A 16,014-nucleotide genomic window follows, 5' to 3' on the forward strand; every position below is an offset into this window, starting at 1 on the left:
TACTTTCGCCATGTTCGCGTGCAGATGTGTGAGGCATAATAAGGTTGTGAAGCGGGGCAGCAACAAACGCTGCGGATCAAGGTTCCGAGGCGCCAGGGAGGGTTACTTCGACTGTTAATCGACCAGGTCGTTGGTTCGAATCCAATCGCCGCCGTACATGGCGGTGTAGCTCAGCGGTAGAGCGGGTATTATACCTTCCCACCTTTTTCCTCGGAACATTTTATTATGGAATATCAGTAAATAGACTCACACCGGGAGGTCATGAGTGATGAGCAGAGCGAAACAATTATTTAATCAACCTCAGCCAACGACACGTAATCATGGGGGCTACGGAGCCTATGAGCGATTGGTGGAGGAACAATATATACAGATGTTGATGACCAATACTTTGAACAATACGTTCTATGCAGATACCCAGCAACTGATGGACGATGCGATGGTCAGTCATCAGGAGATGGCTGAGGTCGATGCAGGGTTTATGGCGCGGGCGCTGGTCTATGCTCGTAATGAAGGTTTGATGCGGTTACAGCCTCTATACGGGCTGGCACTGCTGTCCAAAGTGGATGTGGATCATTTTGCAAAGGTGTTCTCCCAAGTCGTACAGACACCGGCTGATTTGGCTGATTTTCTGACCATTCTGAGAGGATTGGGTCGGGGGCAGGGCGGCCGAGCGGTGAAGCGTCAGGTGAGTCAATTTTTGAACGGCATTACTGAATATTGGGCGATCAAATACAACGGGCGTGGGCGTGGATACAGTCTGGGCGATATGATCGCTACAGCACATCCCAAGCCGATAGATACGAAGCAAAAAGCCTTATTCCGTTATTTGCGCGGGCATGAGGTGGATCTTACGGAACTTCCGCAGTTGCAGGCGCTTGAAAAGCTGAAAGCTACCCCAAACCCGGCAAGCCGGATGCATCTGATCGAGAAAGGTAAACTCCCGTATTCGGTGGTCACCTCGATCATGCAACCGACACGTACGGTGTGGGAGGCGTTAATGTCACAAATGCCGACTTTTGCGTTGCTGCGCCATCTGAATGCAATGGATCGTGCGGGTGTTTTTGAGAAATCGAAAAATATCGATTACGTAACAGGTCGTCTAACGGATGCAGAAGCCCTGCGTAAGTCGCGCATCTTACCTTTCCGATTCGCCAGTGCGTATGAAATGATTGCGAGGGAAGAACTGCGGGATGCTTTGCGACAAGCGGTAGAGCTATCCATTGGCAACCTACCAACGCTGCCGGGAAGAACGGCTATTTTCCTGGATCGTTCCGGTTCCATGCAAGGGGATTATTTACGGATTGGTTCGGTGCTGGCACTGGCGCTTTATAAACAAACAAGAGGTAACGCACTGTTCTGGTTATTCGACCATATGGTTGAGGATGCTCGTCCCAAGATGGATGAGAGCATCCTTTCCCAAGCTCACCTTATTCGCGCACAAGGTGGAACAGACACCGGTCGACCGGTGCGGGAACTTCGGGATATCGGAGAAAAAGTGGATCAGATCATTATGATCACCGATGAACAGCAGAATGAAGGCAGCCCGTTATATGCTGAGCTTGAGCGATATCGCCGGATGATGAATCCGGAGCTGAAGGTATTTATTGTGGATATAGCACCTTATCAGCAGGCAATGGTACCGCCACGGGATGGCAAAACCTTTTACATCTACGGTTGGAGTGAAACGGTATTGACGTATATTGCCGAGACTGTGGCAGGATATGATACACTCGCGAACCGGGTGAGAGAGATAGAGATTTAAATTGGGGAATTTGGAGGGGACGGACCATGACCTACGTTCATGAAGAAATGAGAGATACGATTAGACAACAGCTGAAGCAGATTGAACAGGAGGAGCAGGTAAGGATCATCTATGCCTGTGAATCTGGCAGTCGGGCGTGGGGGTTTCCTTCACAGGATAGTGATTATGATGTTCGTTTCTTGTATGTAAGACCGCTGGAGTGGTACTTGTCGATTGAGGATAAAAGGGATGTTATCGAACGCCCCATCAGTGATCAGCTCGATATTAATGGTTGGGATCTGCGTAAGGCTTTGAAGCTGTTTCGCAAATCAAATCCACCGTTACTGGAGTGGCTGCAATCCCCCATTCAGTATGATGAACAGTATAACGTGGCACAGCATATCCGTGCACTGTCGCCTTTGACCTTCTCGCCCAAGTCCTGCATGTATCATTATCTCAATATGGCAAAGGGGAACTTCCGCGATTATTTACAAGGTGAGCAGGTGAAGATCAAAAAGTATTTCTATGTTCTACGTCCATTGCTCGCTTGTGGCTGGATTGAACGTTATGATGCGATGCCACCGATGGCATTTGAAGAGCTTGTGCAAGAACTTGTACCTGCGACTACGCCGCTATATATGGAGATTCATGAATTGCTGCGCCGGAAAAAGGCGGGCGAGGAACTGGATCTGGAGCCGCAACTGCCCGCAATACAGGCTTTTTTGGCGGAGAAGATTGAGCATTTTGAACAACTGGCCGGCCAGATGGAGAATGAGCGGATTATTCAATTTGAAGAATTGGACCGGATTTTCCGTTTGGCACTGCAAGAAGTATGGGGGAACAATTAGGACGTTTCTTCTCACCCAGGCAAGCGATTCGATGATGAATGTCCGCGTCCGAATGTTTTATAGTCCAGGTCGGCTGGCTGATTGTGACGAATTGCAATTGCTAGGGAGAGTATGTTCTAAGGAACACAGGACGTCTTATATGGCCTCCAGGGTGCCTTTTTAAAATGTAAGGAACATGGGACACGTTATTGTCCGAAAAAGTCGGATAAAAGGCTGGAAAATGGCGGTTTAGCCCCATATAGCGTGACTTGGGTTCGTTAGGTTTCAAGGGGGCTTCTCATCATGAAATAAGACGCCAGCGATTCGTTAGCGCTCCATCATGCACTTGTGCTGCTTTGGCTCAGGGACGTTTAAGTACGCTTGGGCTTTCAGCAGGTTTGCAAGAAACGCACTAGTGCGTGACGACATTTTTCATATATAAGGAGGAGAACTGATGCATCTGATCTTGAAAGCAAGCGGCGCTGACGCGGGGGTTGTATCCCATTTATTAGCGAAGAATCCGCTGAATATATATGACCGCGTAGACAAAGGTGTGCGTGTAAGAATGGTGTACACTGCGGCTACAGAGAACGAAACAGAAGTACTAATTCATGCCGAGCCTGATCCTGTGGATCTGGTCAGAGGTACACCTGATGGGTATGACATTACGCAATATATCAATGATCGTGAGTTCGTGACCAGCAGCTTGTTCTGCTCCTACATACGTGGGGCGCTAGGGACGGCCTTGAATGGTAAGCCCAAGGAAGACTATGTGCAATGGGTAGGTCATGCTTTTGAGTTGGAACTGACCTTTGGACCAGTGGCTTCCGATCTGCCGGATCGAGTTGTGGAAGAATTATTCTCGCCATTAGGATACGCCGTTTCGGTGGAGCGTGGAGAACTATCGTATTCATTTGATCTGAAAAATAAAAGCACGGTTCGCCATATCATCCTGCGTGGACGTAATACGGTACAACATGCACTGCGTCAGCTTTTTCTACTGATTCCAGTGCTGGATAATTACAAACATTATTTCATCAGTGAAGATGAGATCGATAAAATCAAACGGTATGGTGAAGGGTGGCTGGATGCTCACCCACTGAAAGAACTCATAGTGAAGCGTACGCTACGTTTTACCGAACTGATTCGGCAGTATGAGCGTCAAGAGGGTGCTTTGACTGTGTCCTTTGGACAGGACAGAGGAATAGGCCACACCTCGGAAGCGATTATTCAGGAGAATAAAGCAGGACATCAGGAAGAAGGAGAACAAGAGCACCTGGGGTCCGAGTCCGATAGCGATGAGAAGCAACTGAATGCAGATTCTAGAGGTACAGGTGAAGGTACGGATGCAGATACAGAGATAGAAGATGGTGATGCAAAGATTGCTGATGTAGATACAGGTACAGCTGGAGGAGATGGCGGGCAATCTGAACAATCTGAACCTCCTGTGCGGTTAAACGAGTTGCGTTATCGTGCGATTACAGATGTGGTTGCAGCGTTGCCAGTCAAACGGCGCATTGTTGATATGGGAGCGGGTGAAGGCAAGCTTTCTGCCCGTTTGGCGTACATTCCCGGTGTGGAGGCAATTCTGGCCGTTGAACCTTCCGGTCAGTCGCGGCTCCGGGCCATGGAGCGCTTTGCTAAGTTGGAGGGTCGTTCAGGAGTGGTGGCTATGCCGGAACCAATCATCGGTTCACTGTTTTATTTTGACGAGCAGATGCAAAACCAGGACGTCATGATCCTGTGCGAAGTGATTGAGCATATTGAGGAATATCGTCTAAACGGAATTATGGATACAATCATGAACGAATATCAGCCAGAAGTGCTGCTGGTCACTACACCAAACAAGGAATATAACGAAGTGTATGCTATGGAGCAGGAAAGCTTTCGCCACCATGATCATCGCTTTGAGTGGACCCGTGCGGAGCTGGTTTCCCGGTGTGAGGAATGGACGCAACAAGGGAACTATGCCTATGAAATTAAAGGTATCGGTGAGCATGCAGAAGGTTATGGAAAACCTACCCAACTGGTCATTTTTGAGCGGAGAAAGGAGAGCCAATCATGAGGAGAATAATAACACCGAACGAAATCTCGGATGTAGGCAGAGGGCAGCAGGATAGGGAAAGTGGGACGGAGGAAAGACAGCGTGAGATTCATCTACCCAACGCAGGCATTGTCGTTCTTGTCGGCCCGTCCAACAGTGGCAAAAGTACGTTGCTGGATCGTCTTGTTGCAGAAAGCGTCATTCGCCGCACGGAAGCCGTCTCATCCGATCAATTCCGCATGCTGGTTGGAGATGATGAGTATGTGGATTGGAAACACCGTCCCCGCAGTGAAGCGGATGTGATCTATGCGGAGTATCAGCAAGTATCGGCCAAAGCATTTGAAGCGATGGAGGCGATTCTGGCAACCCGCTGCCGCCTGAACAAGCTGACCTGGGTGGATGCGACACATCTGTATCCCGAGGATCGCGAGCGCCTGATTCAGGTGGCGAGAAAGGCTCATGTGCCTGTGATTGCTGTCGTGTTGGATATTCCGGAAAAAGAACTACTGGAACGTGATGCCCAGCGGGAGTATCCGCGTGGCCGTCAACGGGTGAAACAACAGGTGCAGCAGTTCAAGCGCACATTACGCTCGATCCGTGAGGATGGCTTTGATGCCAGTTATGTGCTGAAGCGGCCAGATGAGATTACGTTTGTCCGCACATCCAATCCGCTGGTGACTGACATGGATACAGGTATTGATATCATCGGAGATATTCACGGTTGTTATGATGAAATGATGGAATTAATCGTGCGCCTCGGATATGTGGACAAGGACGGAAGTGGCCTGTACCGTCACCCTGAAGGACGCAAATTGGTCTCCGTTGGTGACGTAACGAGCCGTGGACCTGAATCGTTAAAATGTCTGTTGTTCTGGCAACGTCATTGTGCCGCCGAGCTCGCCTACATGATTGACAGTAATCACGGCTGGAAGATCGCACGTTATCTGGATGGTCGAGACGTTACGCTGAGTCATGGTGACGAACGGGTGGAGATGGAACTGCTACAGTTTGAGCAGGAGCACGGCCAAGAGACAGCAAAGCGAGTACGTGCAGAGCTTAGGACCTTTCTGCTTGATGCACCATCTCATCTGGTCTTTTCCCGAAATGGGGTAAGACAGGTGGTTGTGGCACACGCAGGGATACGAGATCATTTTATCGGAAAACAGTCCAAACGTATTCAGGATTACTGCCGGTATGGCGATGTGGAAGGTACGGATGAGCAGGGTCGGCCAGTGCGCAAGGATTGGTATGTGGATCACAATTCGGGTGAATGCATCGTCTGGGGACATGATCCCCGTCCATATCCTACGATTGTGAATGATACGGTCAACATTGATCAAGGTGTCGTTTTTGGTGGCATGCTCACTGCTTGGCGAATGCCAGAACGTGAGGCAGTCAGTGTTCCGGCGAAGCAGGATTATTCTGGAGATCCGGATAGTCCATTAAAGCGCTGGGAACAGCGGCGTTTTGCTCCGCCAAACATACGTAAGTTCAAGGAGGGTTTCACAGTTCAGACAGCATCCAAACTCGACGTGTCTGTGCACGGTGAGGTGGCGAAGACGGCGATTGATACGTTTTCCCATTATACTGTGCCGCTGGAAGAACTGCTCTACATCCCGCCTACGATGAGTCCGCCCCCGGGTGTCTGTTCTGTAGAGGGGTATCAGGAGCATCCACAGGATGCGTTCCAGTATTATCGCTCACAGGGCGTTACCCGTATGGTTGCCGAGAAGAAACACATGGGCAGCCGGGCCATTTTACTTCTTTTCCGCGATGAGCAAGCTGCGGTGCAGCGAGTGGGCCGACCTATGCTGGGGAACATTGTGACACGGACAGGCCGATCCTTTTTTGACCCTTCAACAGAGCAAGATGTGCTGTCAAGGTTACATACGGACTTGACTGCAGATGGGTATTTTGATCGTCATCAGACGGAGTTCGTACTGCTCGATGCAGAGATTGTACCTTGGAATCTGAAGGCGCGTGAGCTGATTGCTTCACAATATGCACATGTGGCCGAAGCTTCGCTCATGGATCGCTCTACGGTGCTGGACAAACTGCGCGAAGCTGAAGCGGCAGGTCGTAATGTAGATGACTGGTTGCAGGAGACAGCAGGTAAACTCGCTAATGCGGAGACATTTCGCGATGTATTCCAGAAATACTGCTGGGATGTGGATGATATCGGAGATATTCGGATTGCGCCGTTCCACACACTGGCACATAGCTCAGGAGCATTTTGGGAGCAAACGCATGAATGGCACATGGAACAAAACCGTGAGTTTGCCCGGATATCAAAATTGATGATGAAGACGGAATATCGCGTGATTGCAAGTGAGGCAGATGAAGCGGATGTCATTCGTTGGTGGGATGAGATTACGGCGGAAGGACATGAGGGGATTGTGATCAAACCCGAAACATTCCGCGCCTGGAATAGCAACAAAATCATCCAGCCTGCGATAAAAGTACGAGGACGTGCATATTTGCACATCATCTATGGTATGGATTACCTGGCACCCGACAATCTGTCCCGGCTTCGTAAACGCAAAACGTCCAAAAAAGAACGTCACGCCTTAATGGAGAGTGCTTTGGGCATGGAGGGGATCGAGCGCTTTATACGCAGAGAGCCAGTGGAACGAATTCATGAATGCGTGCTGGCGACGCTTTCGCTAGAATCAGAGCGAGTAGACCCGCGTTTGTAAACTGTTATGTGAAAATAAATTTTGTTATTAACCTATATTGTATGGGTAATTATGGTATGATACTCTGGCCAAACTAATTGCTGGAGGTTATCCGTATGCGTATCAAATTAATAAGCAGTTTGCTTGCCATTTTTATGATTTTTGCTACTGTTGCATCTGCCCATCCGGGAAGAACAGATGCAAATGGGGGACATACCTGTCGAACCAACTGTGCAAAATGGGGGCTGAAACAAGGGGAATATCATTATCACAACGGAGGTTCTTCTTCGAGTTCCAAATCTTCCTCTTCAAGTTCATCCAGTTCAGGAAGTACCAAGAAAAGTAATAAGTCTTCAACGGCAACCCAAAAGAAAGCCACTCCTAAACCAGAATATATCAAGTCTGCTATTCAGGTGAAGGTGAATGGTTCCAAGGTTATTTTCACCGAGTCTCCAATTATAATGAATAACACAAATCTCGTACCTCTGCGTGAGATGGCCAAAGCAATGAAAGCCAAAACGTCTTGGGACAGTAAGACTCAGACCATTACCGTTACCAAAGACAAGTACAAGCTAATCTTTACCTTGGGCAGTAAAAAGGTGAAGGTGAACGGAAAAGAAGTCACCCTACAGGCAGCACCCAAGGAAATTAAGGGAACGACGTACATTCCCCTCAGAGTTTTGGTAGAAGGGCTTGGGGCATCCCTCACTTCATCTGGTAATACGCTGACGGTGAAAGTCAAATAATAAGAATAAGAATTCATAAAGAAGCAGGTTAGGAGTTTATCCGGCCCTGCTTCTTTTTTTGTATATGAACTTCGTTAAAGCGAAACCTTATCAGGCCATTTTACTTGGCGCTGCAACTTTTGACATGACCTGGATCAGTCGGTATGAGCAACGGCGCGAATCTCAATCAGTTGATGAGGGAAGGCCAGACCCGATGTCCCAACCATCGTAACAGCCGGACGATGAGTACCAATATACTCTTTATACACAGCAACACATGGCTCAAGATGCTCCTGCGGGTGAACCAAAAAAATCTCCAGTTCAGCAATGTTCGACTTGGTCACGTTAAATCCTGCGAGCACGCGATCCAAGTTATTCAATGTCTGGCGAACCTGTGCTTCAATATCATCGACACCAATAAACGTTCCCTGCATATCATGCGAAAATTGTCCTGCAATGTAGATCGTACCGTTAATGCTGTATCCCTGAGCAACGCTAAATGCTTCTTCCCACGGGACACCGTGGCTATATATTTGAGCTGTAGTCATAAGTTTCTCTCCTTTGGGAATTCAAGATAAGGTTAGTATAAACGGAGAAAAACGACTTGGGCAGTACGCACTTTCATGACAGTGACTATCCATTAGGATAGTGTAAACACGGTGTTTGTGAGCCTAACGACTCATTCCAGAGAATCTTTATATCAGGATATTTAATTTAGGTATAACTAACTTAAGTCCTATATCCTTCCACTAGAATCTGGGTAATAATTATAGTAGGCAAGTGATTAATGGAATCTCATAACGTAACGATAGGGGGTAACCTGTATGGCATCTGTGATTCTGCTGGTGAAACAGACGGAGGACGATGAGAAGGTTATTTATCGCTTCGGACCGAATGAGCGAAAGATGGGGCTCATTGAGATGAATAAGATTAAGGAAAGTGTGAAGGAACTGGAACCTGTCCAGGTGGATGGGGTAAGCCCGAGTTTTTTCTTTAACCGAGCCGCGCAGCGACTGGTACGATGTTTATTCAGGGAAGGCGGCAAGTTCCCGGAACGAACGACGTTTGAAACATAGTTTTAGCACCGCAAAAATAAGTCCACAACCCTGCTCATGGGTCATGGACTTATTTTTCGTTTCAGAACGTTTTGGCATAAGAGATAAGTGCCGTAATTGTGATGATGTTAAGCAACGTTGAGATTAGTACTGTCTGGGCTGCAAAGTCGGGTTCGTTATCGTATTCTTCTGCGAGAATGGATGCGTTGACACCCGTCGGCATACCGGAAGCGATAATAAGTGCCTGTGCAGCGATACCTTCCAACCCAAGCAGTAGCACAATTGAAATCCCGATAGCCGGGCCAATCAGAAGACGCAAAAATGTGCTAATATACACATCAAGGCGATACAGTTGAATTGGATATTTTACAATCTGTGCCCCGAGTGTCAGAAGCGCCACGGCAACCATACTTTGCTGCGCATAGGTCAGCGGCATGGACAGGAACGTAGGCAAGGGAACCTTCCACATGTGTAACAGAATCCCCAGCAAGAGTGCATACGGAACGGGCATTTTAAGAAATCCAATAATCACCGCACGGTAATTACCTTTGAGCTTCGCGCCCTGAATGGACAACACGCCATAGGTAAATGTCAGTAATGCCTGCAAAGACATGACCAGTGCCTGAATGGAAGAGGCGAGTGGATCCCCACGGAATACCAGTGCATTGATGGGCAGTCCATAGTTGCCTGCGTTATCCAGCATAATACTGTTGTTGAAAGCAGCCTTCATGCCTTTATTCATCCGAAGCGAGCGCGCAAATACAGAACCTACAATATAGAGAATCAATACATATATCGCGTAAAAGAGTGTCACGGTCCCAAGCAGTTCGCCCGACATATCCGAGTGGTACATGCTCATAAAGACGGCTGCGGGGGTAATACAATAGAAATTGATTTTGGCGAGTGTGTACAAGTCCAGCTTGAACACCTTTTGCATCCAGGACCCGACGGCGATCAAGAGAAAGACGGGTAGGACGACTTCAAGCATGATGTCTGCAATCATTAGTTCAGCTTCCTTTTTCATGAAAATTTCAATCCGATTTCGAAAATGCTTTGCTTATTATATCATTTTATACACACACGAAAGATTTAATTAGCTAAAAAAGATAAGGGGGCTTCCCATCATGATTCCAGATCATCTGGATGTTGGTTTATCGATATTGTTTATTGGTTTCAATCCGAGCATTACGTCTGGAGAGACGGGTCATCATTATGCTTACAAAGGAAACCGGTTCTGGCGCATCCTTGAACGGTCGGGATTAACCCCGCGTTTATATGATGCACAGGAGGATGGAGAGTTGCTGAAGCTGGGATATGGATTCACAAATATTGTGGCCCGTCCCACCAGAGGTATGGAGGATATTACGAAGGAAGAGTACGCAGAAGGACGACAGATTTTACGGCAAAAGCTGGAGGAATACCGACCGGACATCGCCTGTTTTGTCGGAAAAGGAGTGTACACCCAGTACAGCAAGCGTACCAAAGTGCAATGGGGATTTCAGGACGAACCGGTCGTCAAGGAAATTCAGGAGTTCGTCGCTCCGTCGTCCAGTGGACTCGTGCGCATGTCGATGGATGAGATTGTGGCGATCTATTCCCAGCTTGCTGATTTTGTTGCGGAGAAGAACAGGGAAGATTAAGAGGCAAGTAAGCAGAGTTCACCCAGTCGGCTTTGCCGATAGGGCGAATTCTTTTTTTTGGATAAAGTGAGAGGTTTCGGGAACGGCTTCCGTCTATATAGTACAGAACCATGCATGGAAGCTGTAGAGAAGGGGGATTACATGAATCAACAGATACCGGAGGAGGAGCTTATTCAGCGTATTGTTGCAGGGGATAAGCAGTTGTTCTCCGTGCTAGTGGATCGATATAAAAATAAAGTCTACGGCATCATGCGCGGAATGGGCGCGAGTCATCCGGATGCACAGGATCTCGCTCAGGATACGTTCATTCGTATCTATCGTTATCTCCCGTCGCGGCGGGAGGGAAGCAGTTTCTCGTCGTGGGTGTACACCATTGCGGTGAATCGGATGCGGGATTTTATACGGGAAAAGAAACCCGTCATGTCTCCGGTCGATCAAGGGATTGAACCTGTCAGTAATGAAACACCGGAAAAACGTGTGCTGCATAAAGAGATGCAGCGTGAAATATACCGCCAGCTCGAACAATTACCTGAATCGTATCGTCTGGTGTTATTACTAAAGTACACAAACGAGTTGAGCTATGAAGAGATTGCAGACATTACAGGCATGAGTTCAACCAAAGTACGAAACGCCCTTTATCGCGGGAAAAAAACGCTGAGGAAGCAAATGGAACGCAAAGGAGGTTTAGCTACGTATGAAGCCTATTTCAAGGGATGAAGATCGGTTGTGGGAGGAGCACCTGTACCGTGAGGAGCCGGACGCAGATTTTACGCTTAAGGTCATGCAGAAGCTGGATGGGGTGTCCATGGAGCGTGACGAAGCTGAAAGTCCATGGTCGAGAAAGGTACCCAAGACAAGATGGATATACCGTACGGGGATTGTGGCTGCGGCTGTGCTCCTGTTTGGAGGAGGTGCATGGCTGGCTTGGGATCGGACAGGTGCACCGGAGCAGCCGGTAGTGAGCGCTGTAGATCTTGTTCCACTGCCTAATATTTCCGTGCCGGAAGCGCTACGCTATTCCAGTTTGGCTGATGATTACAAACGTCTTAAACCCCATGGACTAGTGGTGAATCCGAATTTACTTATTGAAGATCAAGGATACAAGCTCAAGATTGAAGATGTGCTGGTGGATCGTTCTCAGATTGTAATGAGGCTGCAACAAACAGCACCTGATGGAACCAGAATGTCAATTTTATATCCTGAAATGGGAAGAATTCATGTCACTGATGAAACAGGAAGAGAGGTTGCGACCCTTGCAAGGGATACCAGAATAAGCAGTGGCTCTCTTGACAAATTTGTATTTCAGTTTCACAAAGATATCCCTGATCAGGTGTTCGTGCGTGGAGAATTAGGACATTTAAAAGTAGGATTGTTCTATAATTTTGTGACAGAGTCATATGAGGAAAGAGACGTTACAGTGGATTGGAGCTTCAAATTCAGCGTTGATATGACCAAAGCCAAATTAATGGCTGTTGAGGCTCCCATGAACAACACCTACACTACTCCTGAGGGCTTGAAACTAGATATGACACAGCTTGTACGCACGCCAAACGGGACCCGCCTTGACATGAACATCAGTCTGGATGATCAACTTCGTGCCAAGGTCGGAGAGAATTGGGCGGATGATATGGATTTAATGTATCATATCGAAATTCCAGAAACGAATGAGTATCGAATTTTTAACGAGAACAGACCCAATGCCCGTCAAGCCAAATTTCGGTTCCGAGATATGAGTAGATTGAGTGAGAATAATGATGGTCAGATGAGGCTTTCTGAGACATGGGATCCTGCTTATGTTACGGTGGATGCGAAGAAGATTCGCTTTGTCCTCGATGGCTACACCATCCCGGTGTGGGAGGAGAAATCCATGGAAGTGGATCTGGATAAGATGCGTAAGGATGCTGAATTCTACACCTACGTACTACAGTTTGAACAATTTGGAGATGAAATTTTATTTTCCAGATACAATTATTGGCCAGTGCAGCAATCATTAAAGCTACCTGAAAGAAACTTTGAAGGGACCTCTTCTCTTGTTTTGGAGGGATCAGGGACTTTCCAAAATGATATTAATGGAGATCAATGGGTGGCTATAGATCATGAAGGAAGGGAGTATCCCGTTGAAGTGATGGGAACTACGGATCAGCCTAATAAAAACGAAGAATACATCGTAGGTGATCTCAGGTTGATTATCCATGGTTTTAAAAAAGAAAATGGAACGAAATTCACTTTGAAACGAACCGCAGTTAACCGAGAGTTCCGTGATGTAAATTGGGAAGTGGACCTTCCATCGTACAGTAGCCTGCCTTGGCTGAAGTAACTATTAATATCATTTTATACTCAGCCATGCAGTAAATGAAGCTTCGAATGGATGACGTAAGTATGGATCACCAGATTTAAGTGTGGATGTATAGAGACATATAAGCGTATAAGCCTAATATACGAAAAGGCCCTGCATAATGGTATGCGGGGCCTCTTTCGTATGCACCAGATTTATGGGAAAGGCAAGTACCTAAAGAATTCATCTTCAGAAGAGAGCAGTACCCTTTCCGAATTATGCCGATTCCCTTGGAATCAACGTGGTCGATAACATAACGGTTTCTTTTGGTGTCCCCGGGCGTTCGATTCGGCGTTGCAAAGCCTCGACGGCTCGCTGTCCAAGTTCCTCTTTGCACAGGTTAACCGTGGTCAGGGGCGGGGAGGACGTAACGGCAGAATGTACATTGTCGATACCGATGACAAGGCAATCTTTAGGCGTGGAGATGCCCATCTCCTGTAATTTATGCATCCATTGCAAAGCAATATCATCATTAACACCAATCCAGGCATCGGGACGTTTGTCATCTGGCATGTTTTGAATGGCGGTAGCCAATTGGTTAACCCATTCCCCGTTCTCATACGGAATATTCCATTCTCTAAAGCTGGTCGTATGACTGGTGTCCACATGGAAATGGTTCAGAGCCAACTCAATCCCGATTTTCCGCTGGGCGAAACTCGCAGCACGACCATCATCTGTGATGAGGCAGATCCGTCGGCAATTCATAGACATTAGATATCTAGCCACGGTGATGCCAGCTTCCAGATTATCATGGCTGATCGTATCACAATTCAGCAGGGGCTCCTGATGATCTACCAGAATAATAGGACGGCCTGTCTGAGAGAGTCTTTGCAGAACCGTATGAGGGAAAGCCCCCATGACAATAATCCCGGCACAACGTTCCCAGTCCAAGTGAGGAGCAATGGCTTTTTCGGGAGAGGTGTTCTCGTCCGTCACTCCGAGTGAGGGAGATACAATGGCATGATGCCAACCACGATCATTACAGGCGGAGATCATGCCTGACAGAACACGTTGCCAGTAGTGGGGTTCACCGCGGTTGAGCTGATTCATGCATATGAGAGCAAACGGTGGATCGGACGGATCTGCATGGTTTGCAGTAGCAGGACTATTGTTAGCACCCGGAGTACTTTGGCGATATCCTAAAGCCCGAGCGAGTTCGAGTACCCGTGCGCGTGTCGCTTCACTGACACCCGTCTTGCCACTGAGTGCGCGGGAGACGGCATATTTGGATAATCCGAGCTGGTCAGCCAGCGTCTGAATGGATACTTTGCGTGACATATCATTACTCCTTCATTTGACGATCATCTTCTGACACAGTACACTTACAAATAATAATGTTATTATAAATTATCATAACAAAAATAACAATATAGTTATAAGGAGACGACATCCATGGAACAGTTCAGATTACCGAAAATCCTTATGCCGCATCTGGAATTGCCGCAAGCTGTGCAGGATATTCTGACTGAGGCGGACGAGCGTTTGCAACATCGACCGAGATTGCTGACTCAGTTTCGCAATTGTTTTCCGAATACACTGGAAACGACCACGAAGCTACTGGAGGATGGGACAACATTTGTGATTACAGGGGATATTCCCGCCATGTGGTTAAGGGATTCGGTAGAGCAGGTCATGCATTATGTTCCACTTGCGAAGGATGATGAGAAGTTGCAACGTATTATCGGAGGCCTGATCAAACGTCATACGTTCTACGCTGATATGGATATCTATGCCAATGCGTTCAATGAAACAGCGAATGGATGGCATTGGGATGCCAATGATGTGACGGAGATGTCACCTTGGGTGTGGGAACGGAAGTTTGAATTGGATTCTCTTTGTTTCTCCATGAAGCTGGCTTATACATATTGGCGGGAGACGGAACTCACGGATATATTCGATGAGCGCTTCAAGAAAGTGATGGAGAATATCGTACAACTATGGGAGACGGAGCAGCATCACGAAGAGCAATCACCTTACCGGTTCATGCGGCGCAATTGTCCTGCCCATGATACGCTACGTAATGAAGGATTGGGTATGCCGGTGAATTATACGGGGATGATCTGGTCCGGATTTCGTCCGAGTGATGATGCCTGTGATTTTCATTATAATATTCCGGCGAACATGTTCGCTGCGGTAACCTTGCGCCAGATGGGGGAGATCGCGAAGTGGGTGTTCCGGGATGAACAACTGGTAAGCCGGATGGCTCGTTTGGAAGAAGAAATACGACATGGTATTGCCCTGTACGGTACTTACCGTCATCCAGAGTATGGGCAGATTTATGCCTATGAGACGGACGGTTACGGCAACTTTTGTCTGATGGATGATGCGGGCACACCTGGACTGATGTCTATACCGTATATGGAGTATGCTTCGATTGAAGACAGGGTGTATCAGAACACACGGCGATTCATTTTAAGTAAGGAAAATCCGTTTTATTATGAAGGGCGGGTAGCCAAAGGTATTGGTAGCCCTCATACCCCTCCGGGATATATCTGGCACATTGCGCTATCCATGCAGGGTCTGACTGCAGACAATGACGAGGAAATACTGGCGATGATTGAACTACTGGAGAACACGGATGCAGGTACTGGATATATGCATGAGGGTTTCCACGCCGATGATCCAAACACGTTCACCAGACCATGGTTTGCCTGGTCCAACAGCCTGTTCTCGCAGTTGGTGTATAAGGCAATGAAAAAAGGAATTCTTTAAAATGATGAAAGTTCCAAAAAAATTGCTCACTGCTCGCGAAGCAGCCGTTCCGGTTACGAATCGTTCTTTTGATCGCTGTTATCCCCGGATTTCCTGATCGACTTTTGTAAAGTCGAAATCCGGTGATAAGCGTATGCTTCCGATGCAGCTTTCTTTCAGAAAGCTTTTAGGCGAACACTTTGCTTCTTCAGAATCGATTTCGTTCCCTGCACTACTTTTACTATCGAGCGCGACTGTTTTTGAACGATATCATTTCTAGA

13 protein-coding genes are annotated in these 16,014 nt (G+C 47.5%); 10 read left to right on the top strand and 3 right to left on the bottom strand.

Annotated elements, in window-relative coordinates:
- The first annotated feature begins 268 nt into the window (after positions 1-268).
- The 5 genes from C170_RS03915 (at position 269) to C170_RS03935 (ending at position 8,033) form a co-directional block, all read left to right on the top strand.
- On the top strand, positions 269-1,762 hold the full coding sequence (locus C170_RS03915) for a TROVE domain-containing protein (RefSeq protein ID WP_036606435.1): 1,494 nt from the start codon (positions 269-271) through the stop codon (positions 1,760-1,762).
- Positions 1,763-1,788: 26 nt separating this feature from the next.
- Positions 1,789-2,589 (top strand): nucleotidyltransferase domain-containing protein, encoded by an 801-nt coding sequence (locus tag C170_RS03920; RefSeq protein ID WP_036606437.1) that lies wholly within the window; start codon positions 1,789-1,791, stop codon positions 2,587-2,589.
- Between the two features lie 433 nt (positions 2,590-3,022).
- A complete protein-coding gene (locus tag C170_RS31250) occupies positions 3,023-4,633 on the top strand; it encodes a methyltransferase type 12 (protein ID WP_036606439.1) in 1,611 nt (536 codons plus the stop codon).
- Positions 4,630-7,308 carry a polynucleotide kinase-phosphatase gene (locus C170_RS03930; RefSeq protein WP_081745835.1) on the top strand — a complete coding sequence of 893 codons (2,679 nt, stop codon included), beginning with the start codon at positions 4,630-4,632 and terminating at the stop codon, positions 7,306-7,308. Before C170_RS31250 ends, C170_RS03930 begins: the two co-directional genes overlap by 4 nt.
- A gap of 95 nt (positions 7,309-7,403) precedes the next feature.
- Positions 7,404-8,033, top strand: a complete 630-nt coding sequence (locus C170_RS03935) for a copper amine oxidase N-terminal domain-containing protein (protein ID WP_036606441.1) — start codon at positions 7,404-7,406, stop codon at positions 8,031-8,033.
- A 134-nt stretch (positions 8,034-8,167) separates the two neighbouring features.
- On the opposite strand, the gene C170_RS03940 is transcribed toward C170_RS03935, so the two are convergent.
- Complete coding sequence (locus C170_RS03940) at positions 8,168-8,560, bottom strand: RidA family protein (protein WP_036606444.1); 393 nt, start codon at positions 8,558-8,560, stop codon at positions 8,168-8,170.
- Between the two features lie 276 nt (positions 8,561-8,836).
- Between C170_RS03940 and C170_RS03945 the strand changes: the two genes are divergently transcribed.
- Entirely contained in the window at positions 8,837-9,088 is a 252-nt protein-coding gene (locus tag C170_RS03945) for a hypothetical protein (protein ID WP_036606446.1), read from the top strand.
- A gap of 61 nt (positions 9,089-9,149) precedes the next feature.
- Here C170_RS03945 and C170_RS03950 read toward each other — a convergent pair whose 3' ends face one another.
- Positions 9,150-10,070: an AEC family transporter gene (locus C170_RS03950; RefSeq protein WP_017690279.1), complete on the bottom strand. Its 921-nt coding sequence runs from the start codon at positions 10,068-10,070 to the stop codon at positions 9,150-9,152.
- A 121-nt stretch (positions 10,071-10,191) separates the two neighbouring features.
- Here C170_RS03950 and C170_RS03955 point away from each other — a divergent pair, with 121 nt between their 5' ends.
- The 3 genes from C170_RS03955 to C170_RS03965 all read left to right on the top strand — a co-directional run bounded on the left by C170_RS03955 (position 10,192) and on the right by C170_RS03965 (position 13,024).
- Positions 10,192-10,707: a mismatch-specific DNA-glycosylase gene (locus C170_RS03955; protein ID WP_036606448.1), complete on the top strand. Its 516-nt coding sequence runs from the start codon at positions 10,192-10,194 to the stop codon at positions 10,705-10,707.
- A gap of 141 nt (positions 10,708-10,848) precedes the next feature.
- Positions 10,849-11,424 carry an RNA polymerase sigma factor gene (locus tag C170_RS03960; RefSeq protein WP_036606450.1) on the top strand — a complete coding sequence of 192 codons (576 nt, stop codon included), beginning with the start codon at positions 10,849-10,851 and terminating at the stop codon, positions 11,422-11,424.
- Positions 11,402-13,024, top strand: a complete 1,623-nt coding sequence (locus tag C170_RS03965) for a DUF4179 domain-containing protein (RefSeq protein ID WP_036606452.1) — start codon at positions 11,402-11,404, stop codon at positions 13,022-13,024. Before C170_RS03960 ends, C170_RS03965 begins: the two co-directional genes overlap by 23 nt.
- A gap of 234 nt (positions 13,025-13,258) precedes the next feature.
- On the opposite strand, the gene C170_RS03970 is transcribed toward C170_RS03965, so the two are convergent.
- Positions 13,259-14,320: a LacI family DNA-binding transcriptional regulator gene (locus C170_RS03970; protein WP_036606454.1), complete on the bottom strand. Its 1,062-nt coding sequence runs from the start codon at positions 14,318-14,320 to the stop codon at positions 13,259-13,261.
- Between the two features lie 114 nt (positions 14,321-14,434).
- Between C170_RS03970 and C170_RS03975 the strand changes: the two genes are divergently transcribed.
- Positions 14,435-15,754, top strand: a complete 1,320-nt coding sequence (locus tag C170_RS03975; RefSeq protein ID WP_036606456.1) for a glycoside hydrolase family 125 protein — start codon at positions 14,435-14,437, stop codon at positions 15,752-15,754.
- Positions 15,755-16,014: the final 260 nt, after the last annotated feature.

This window comes from Paenibacillus sp. FSL H7-689 (assembly GCF_000517905.1).
In the GTDB taxonomy this organism is placed as follows: domain Bacteria; phylum Bacillota; class Bacilli; order Paenibacillales; family Paenibacillaceae; genus Paenibacillus; species Paenibacillus amylolyticus.

What these genes read in the sequence shown, in the direction of transcription:
- C170_RS03915 (WP_036606435.1), top strand. Translation starts at nt 269, where the DNA reads ATGAGCAGAGCGAAACAATTATTTAATCAACCTCAGCCAACGACACGT.
- C170_RS03920 (WP_036606437.1), top strand. Translation starts at nt 1,789, where the DNA reads ATGACCTACGTTCATGAAGAAATGAGAGATACGATTAGACAACAGCTG.
- C170_RS31250 (WP_036606439.1), top strand. Translation starts at nt 3,023, where the DNA reads ATGCATCTGATCTTGAAAGCAAGCGGCGCTGACGCGGGGGTTGTATCC.
- C170_RS03930 (WP_081745835.1), top strand. Translation starts at nt 4,630, where the DNA reads ATGAGGAGAATAATAACACCGAACGAAATCTCGGATGTAGGCAGAGGG.
- C170_RS03935 (WP_036606441.1), top strand. Translation starts at nt 7,404, where the DNA reads ATGCGTATCAAATTAATAAGCAGTTTGCTTGCCATTTTTATGATTTTT.
- C170_RS03940 (WP_036606444.1), bottom strand. Translation starts at nt 8,560, where the DNA reads ATGACTACAGCTCAAATATATAGCCACGGTGTCCCGTGGGAAGAAGCA.
- C170_RS03945 (WP_036606446.1), top strand. Translation starts at nt 8,837, where the DNA reads ATGGCATCTGTGATTCTGCTGGTGAAACAGACGGAGGACGATGAGAAG.
- C170_RS03950 (WP_017690279.1), bottom strand. Translation starts at nt 10,070, where the DNA reads ATGATTGCAGACATCATGCTTGAAGTCGTCCTACCCGTCTTTCTCTTG.
- C170_RS03955 (WP_036606448.1), top strand. Translation starts at nt 10,192, where the DNA reads ATGATTCCAGATCATCTGGATGTTGGTTTATCGATATTGTTTATTGGT.
- C170_RS03960 (WP_036606450.1), top strand. Translation starts at nt 10,849, where the DNA reads ATGAATCAACAGATACCGGAGGAGGAGCTTATTCAGCGTATTGTTGCA.
- C170_RS03965 (WP_036606452.1), top strand. Translation starts at nt 11,402, where the DNA reads ATGAAGCCTATTTCAAGGGATGAAGATCGGTTGTGGGAGGAGCACCTG.
- C170_RS03970 (WP_036606454.1), bottom strand. Translation starts at nt 14,320, where the DNA reads ATGTCACGCAAAGTATCCATTCAGACGCTGGCTGACCAGCTCGGATTA.
- C170_RS03975 (WP_036606456.1), top strand. Translation starts at nt 14,435, where the DNA reads ATGGAACAGTTCAGATTACCGAAAATCCTTATGCCGCATCTGGAATTG.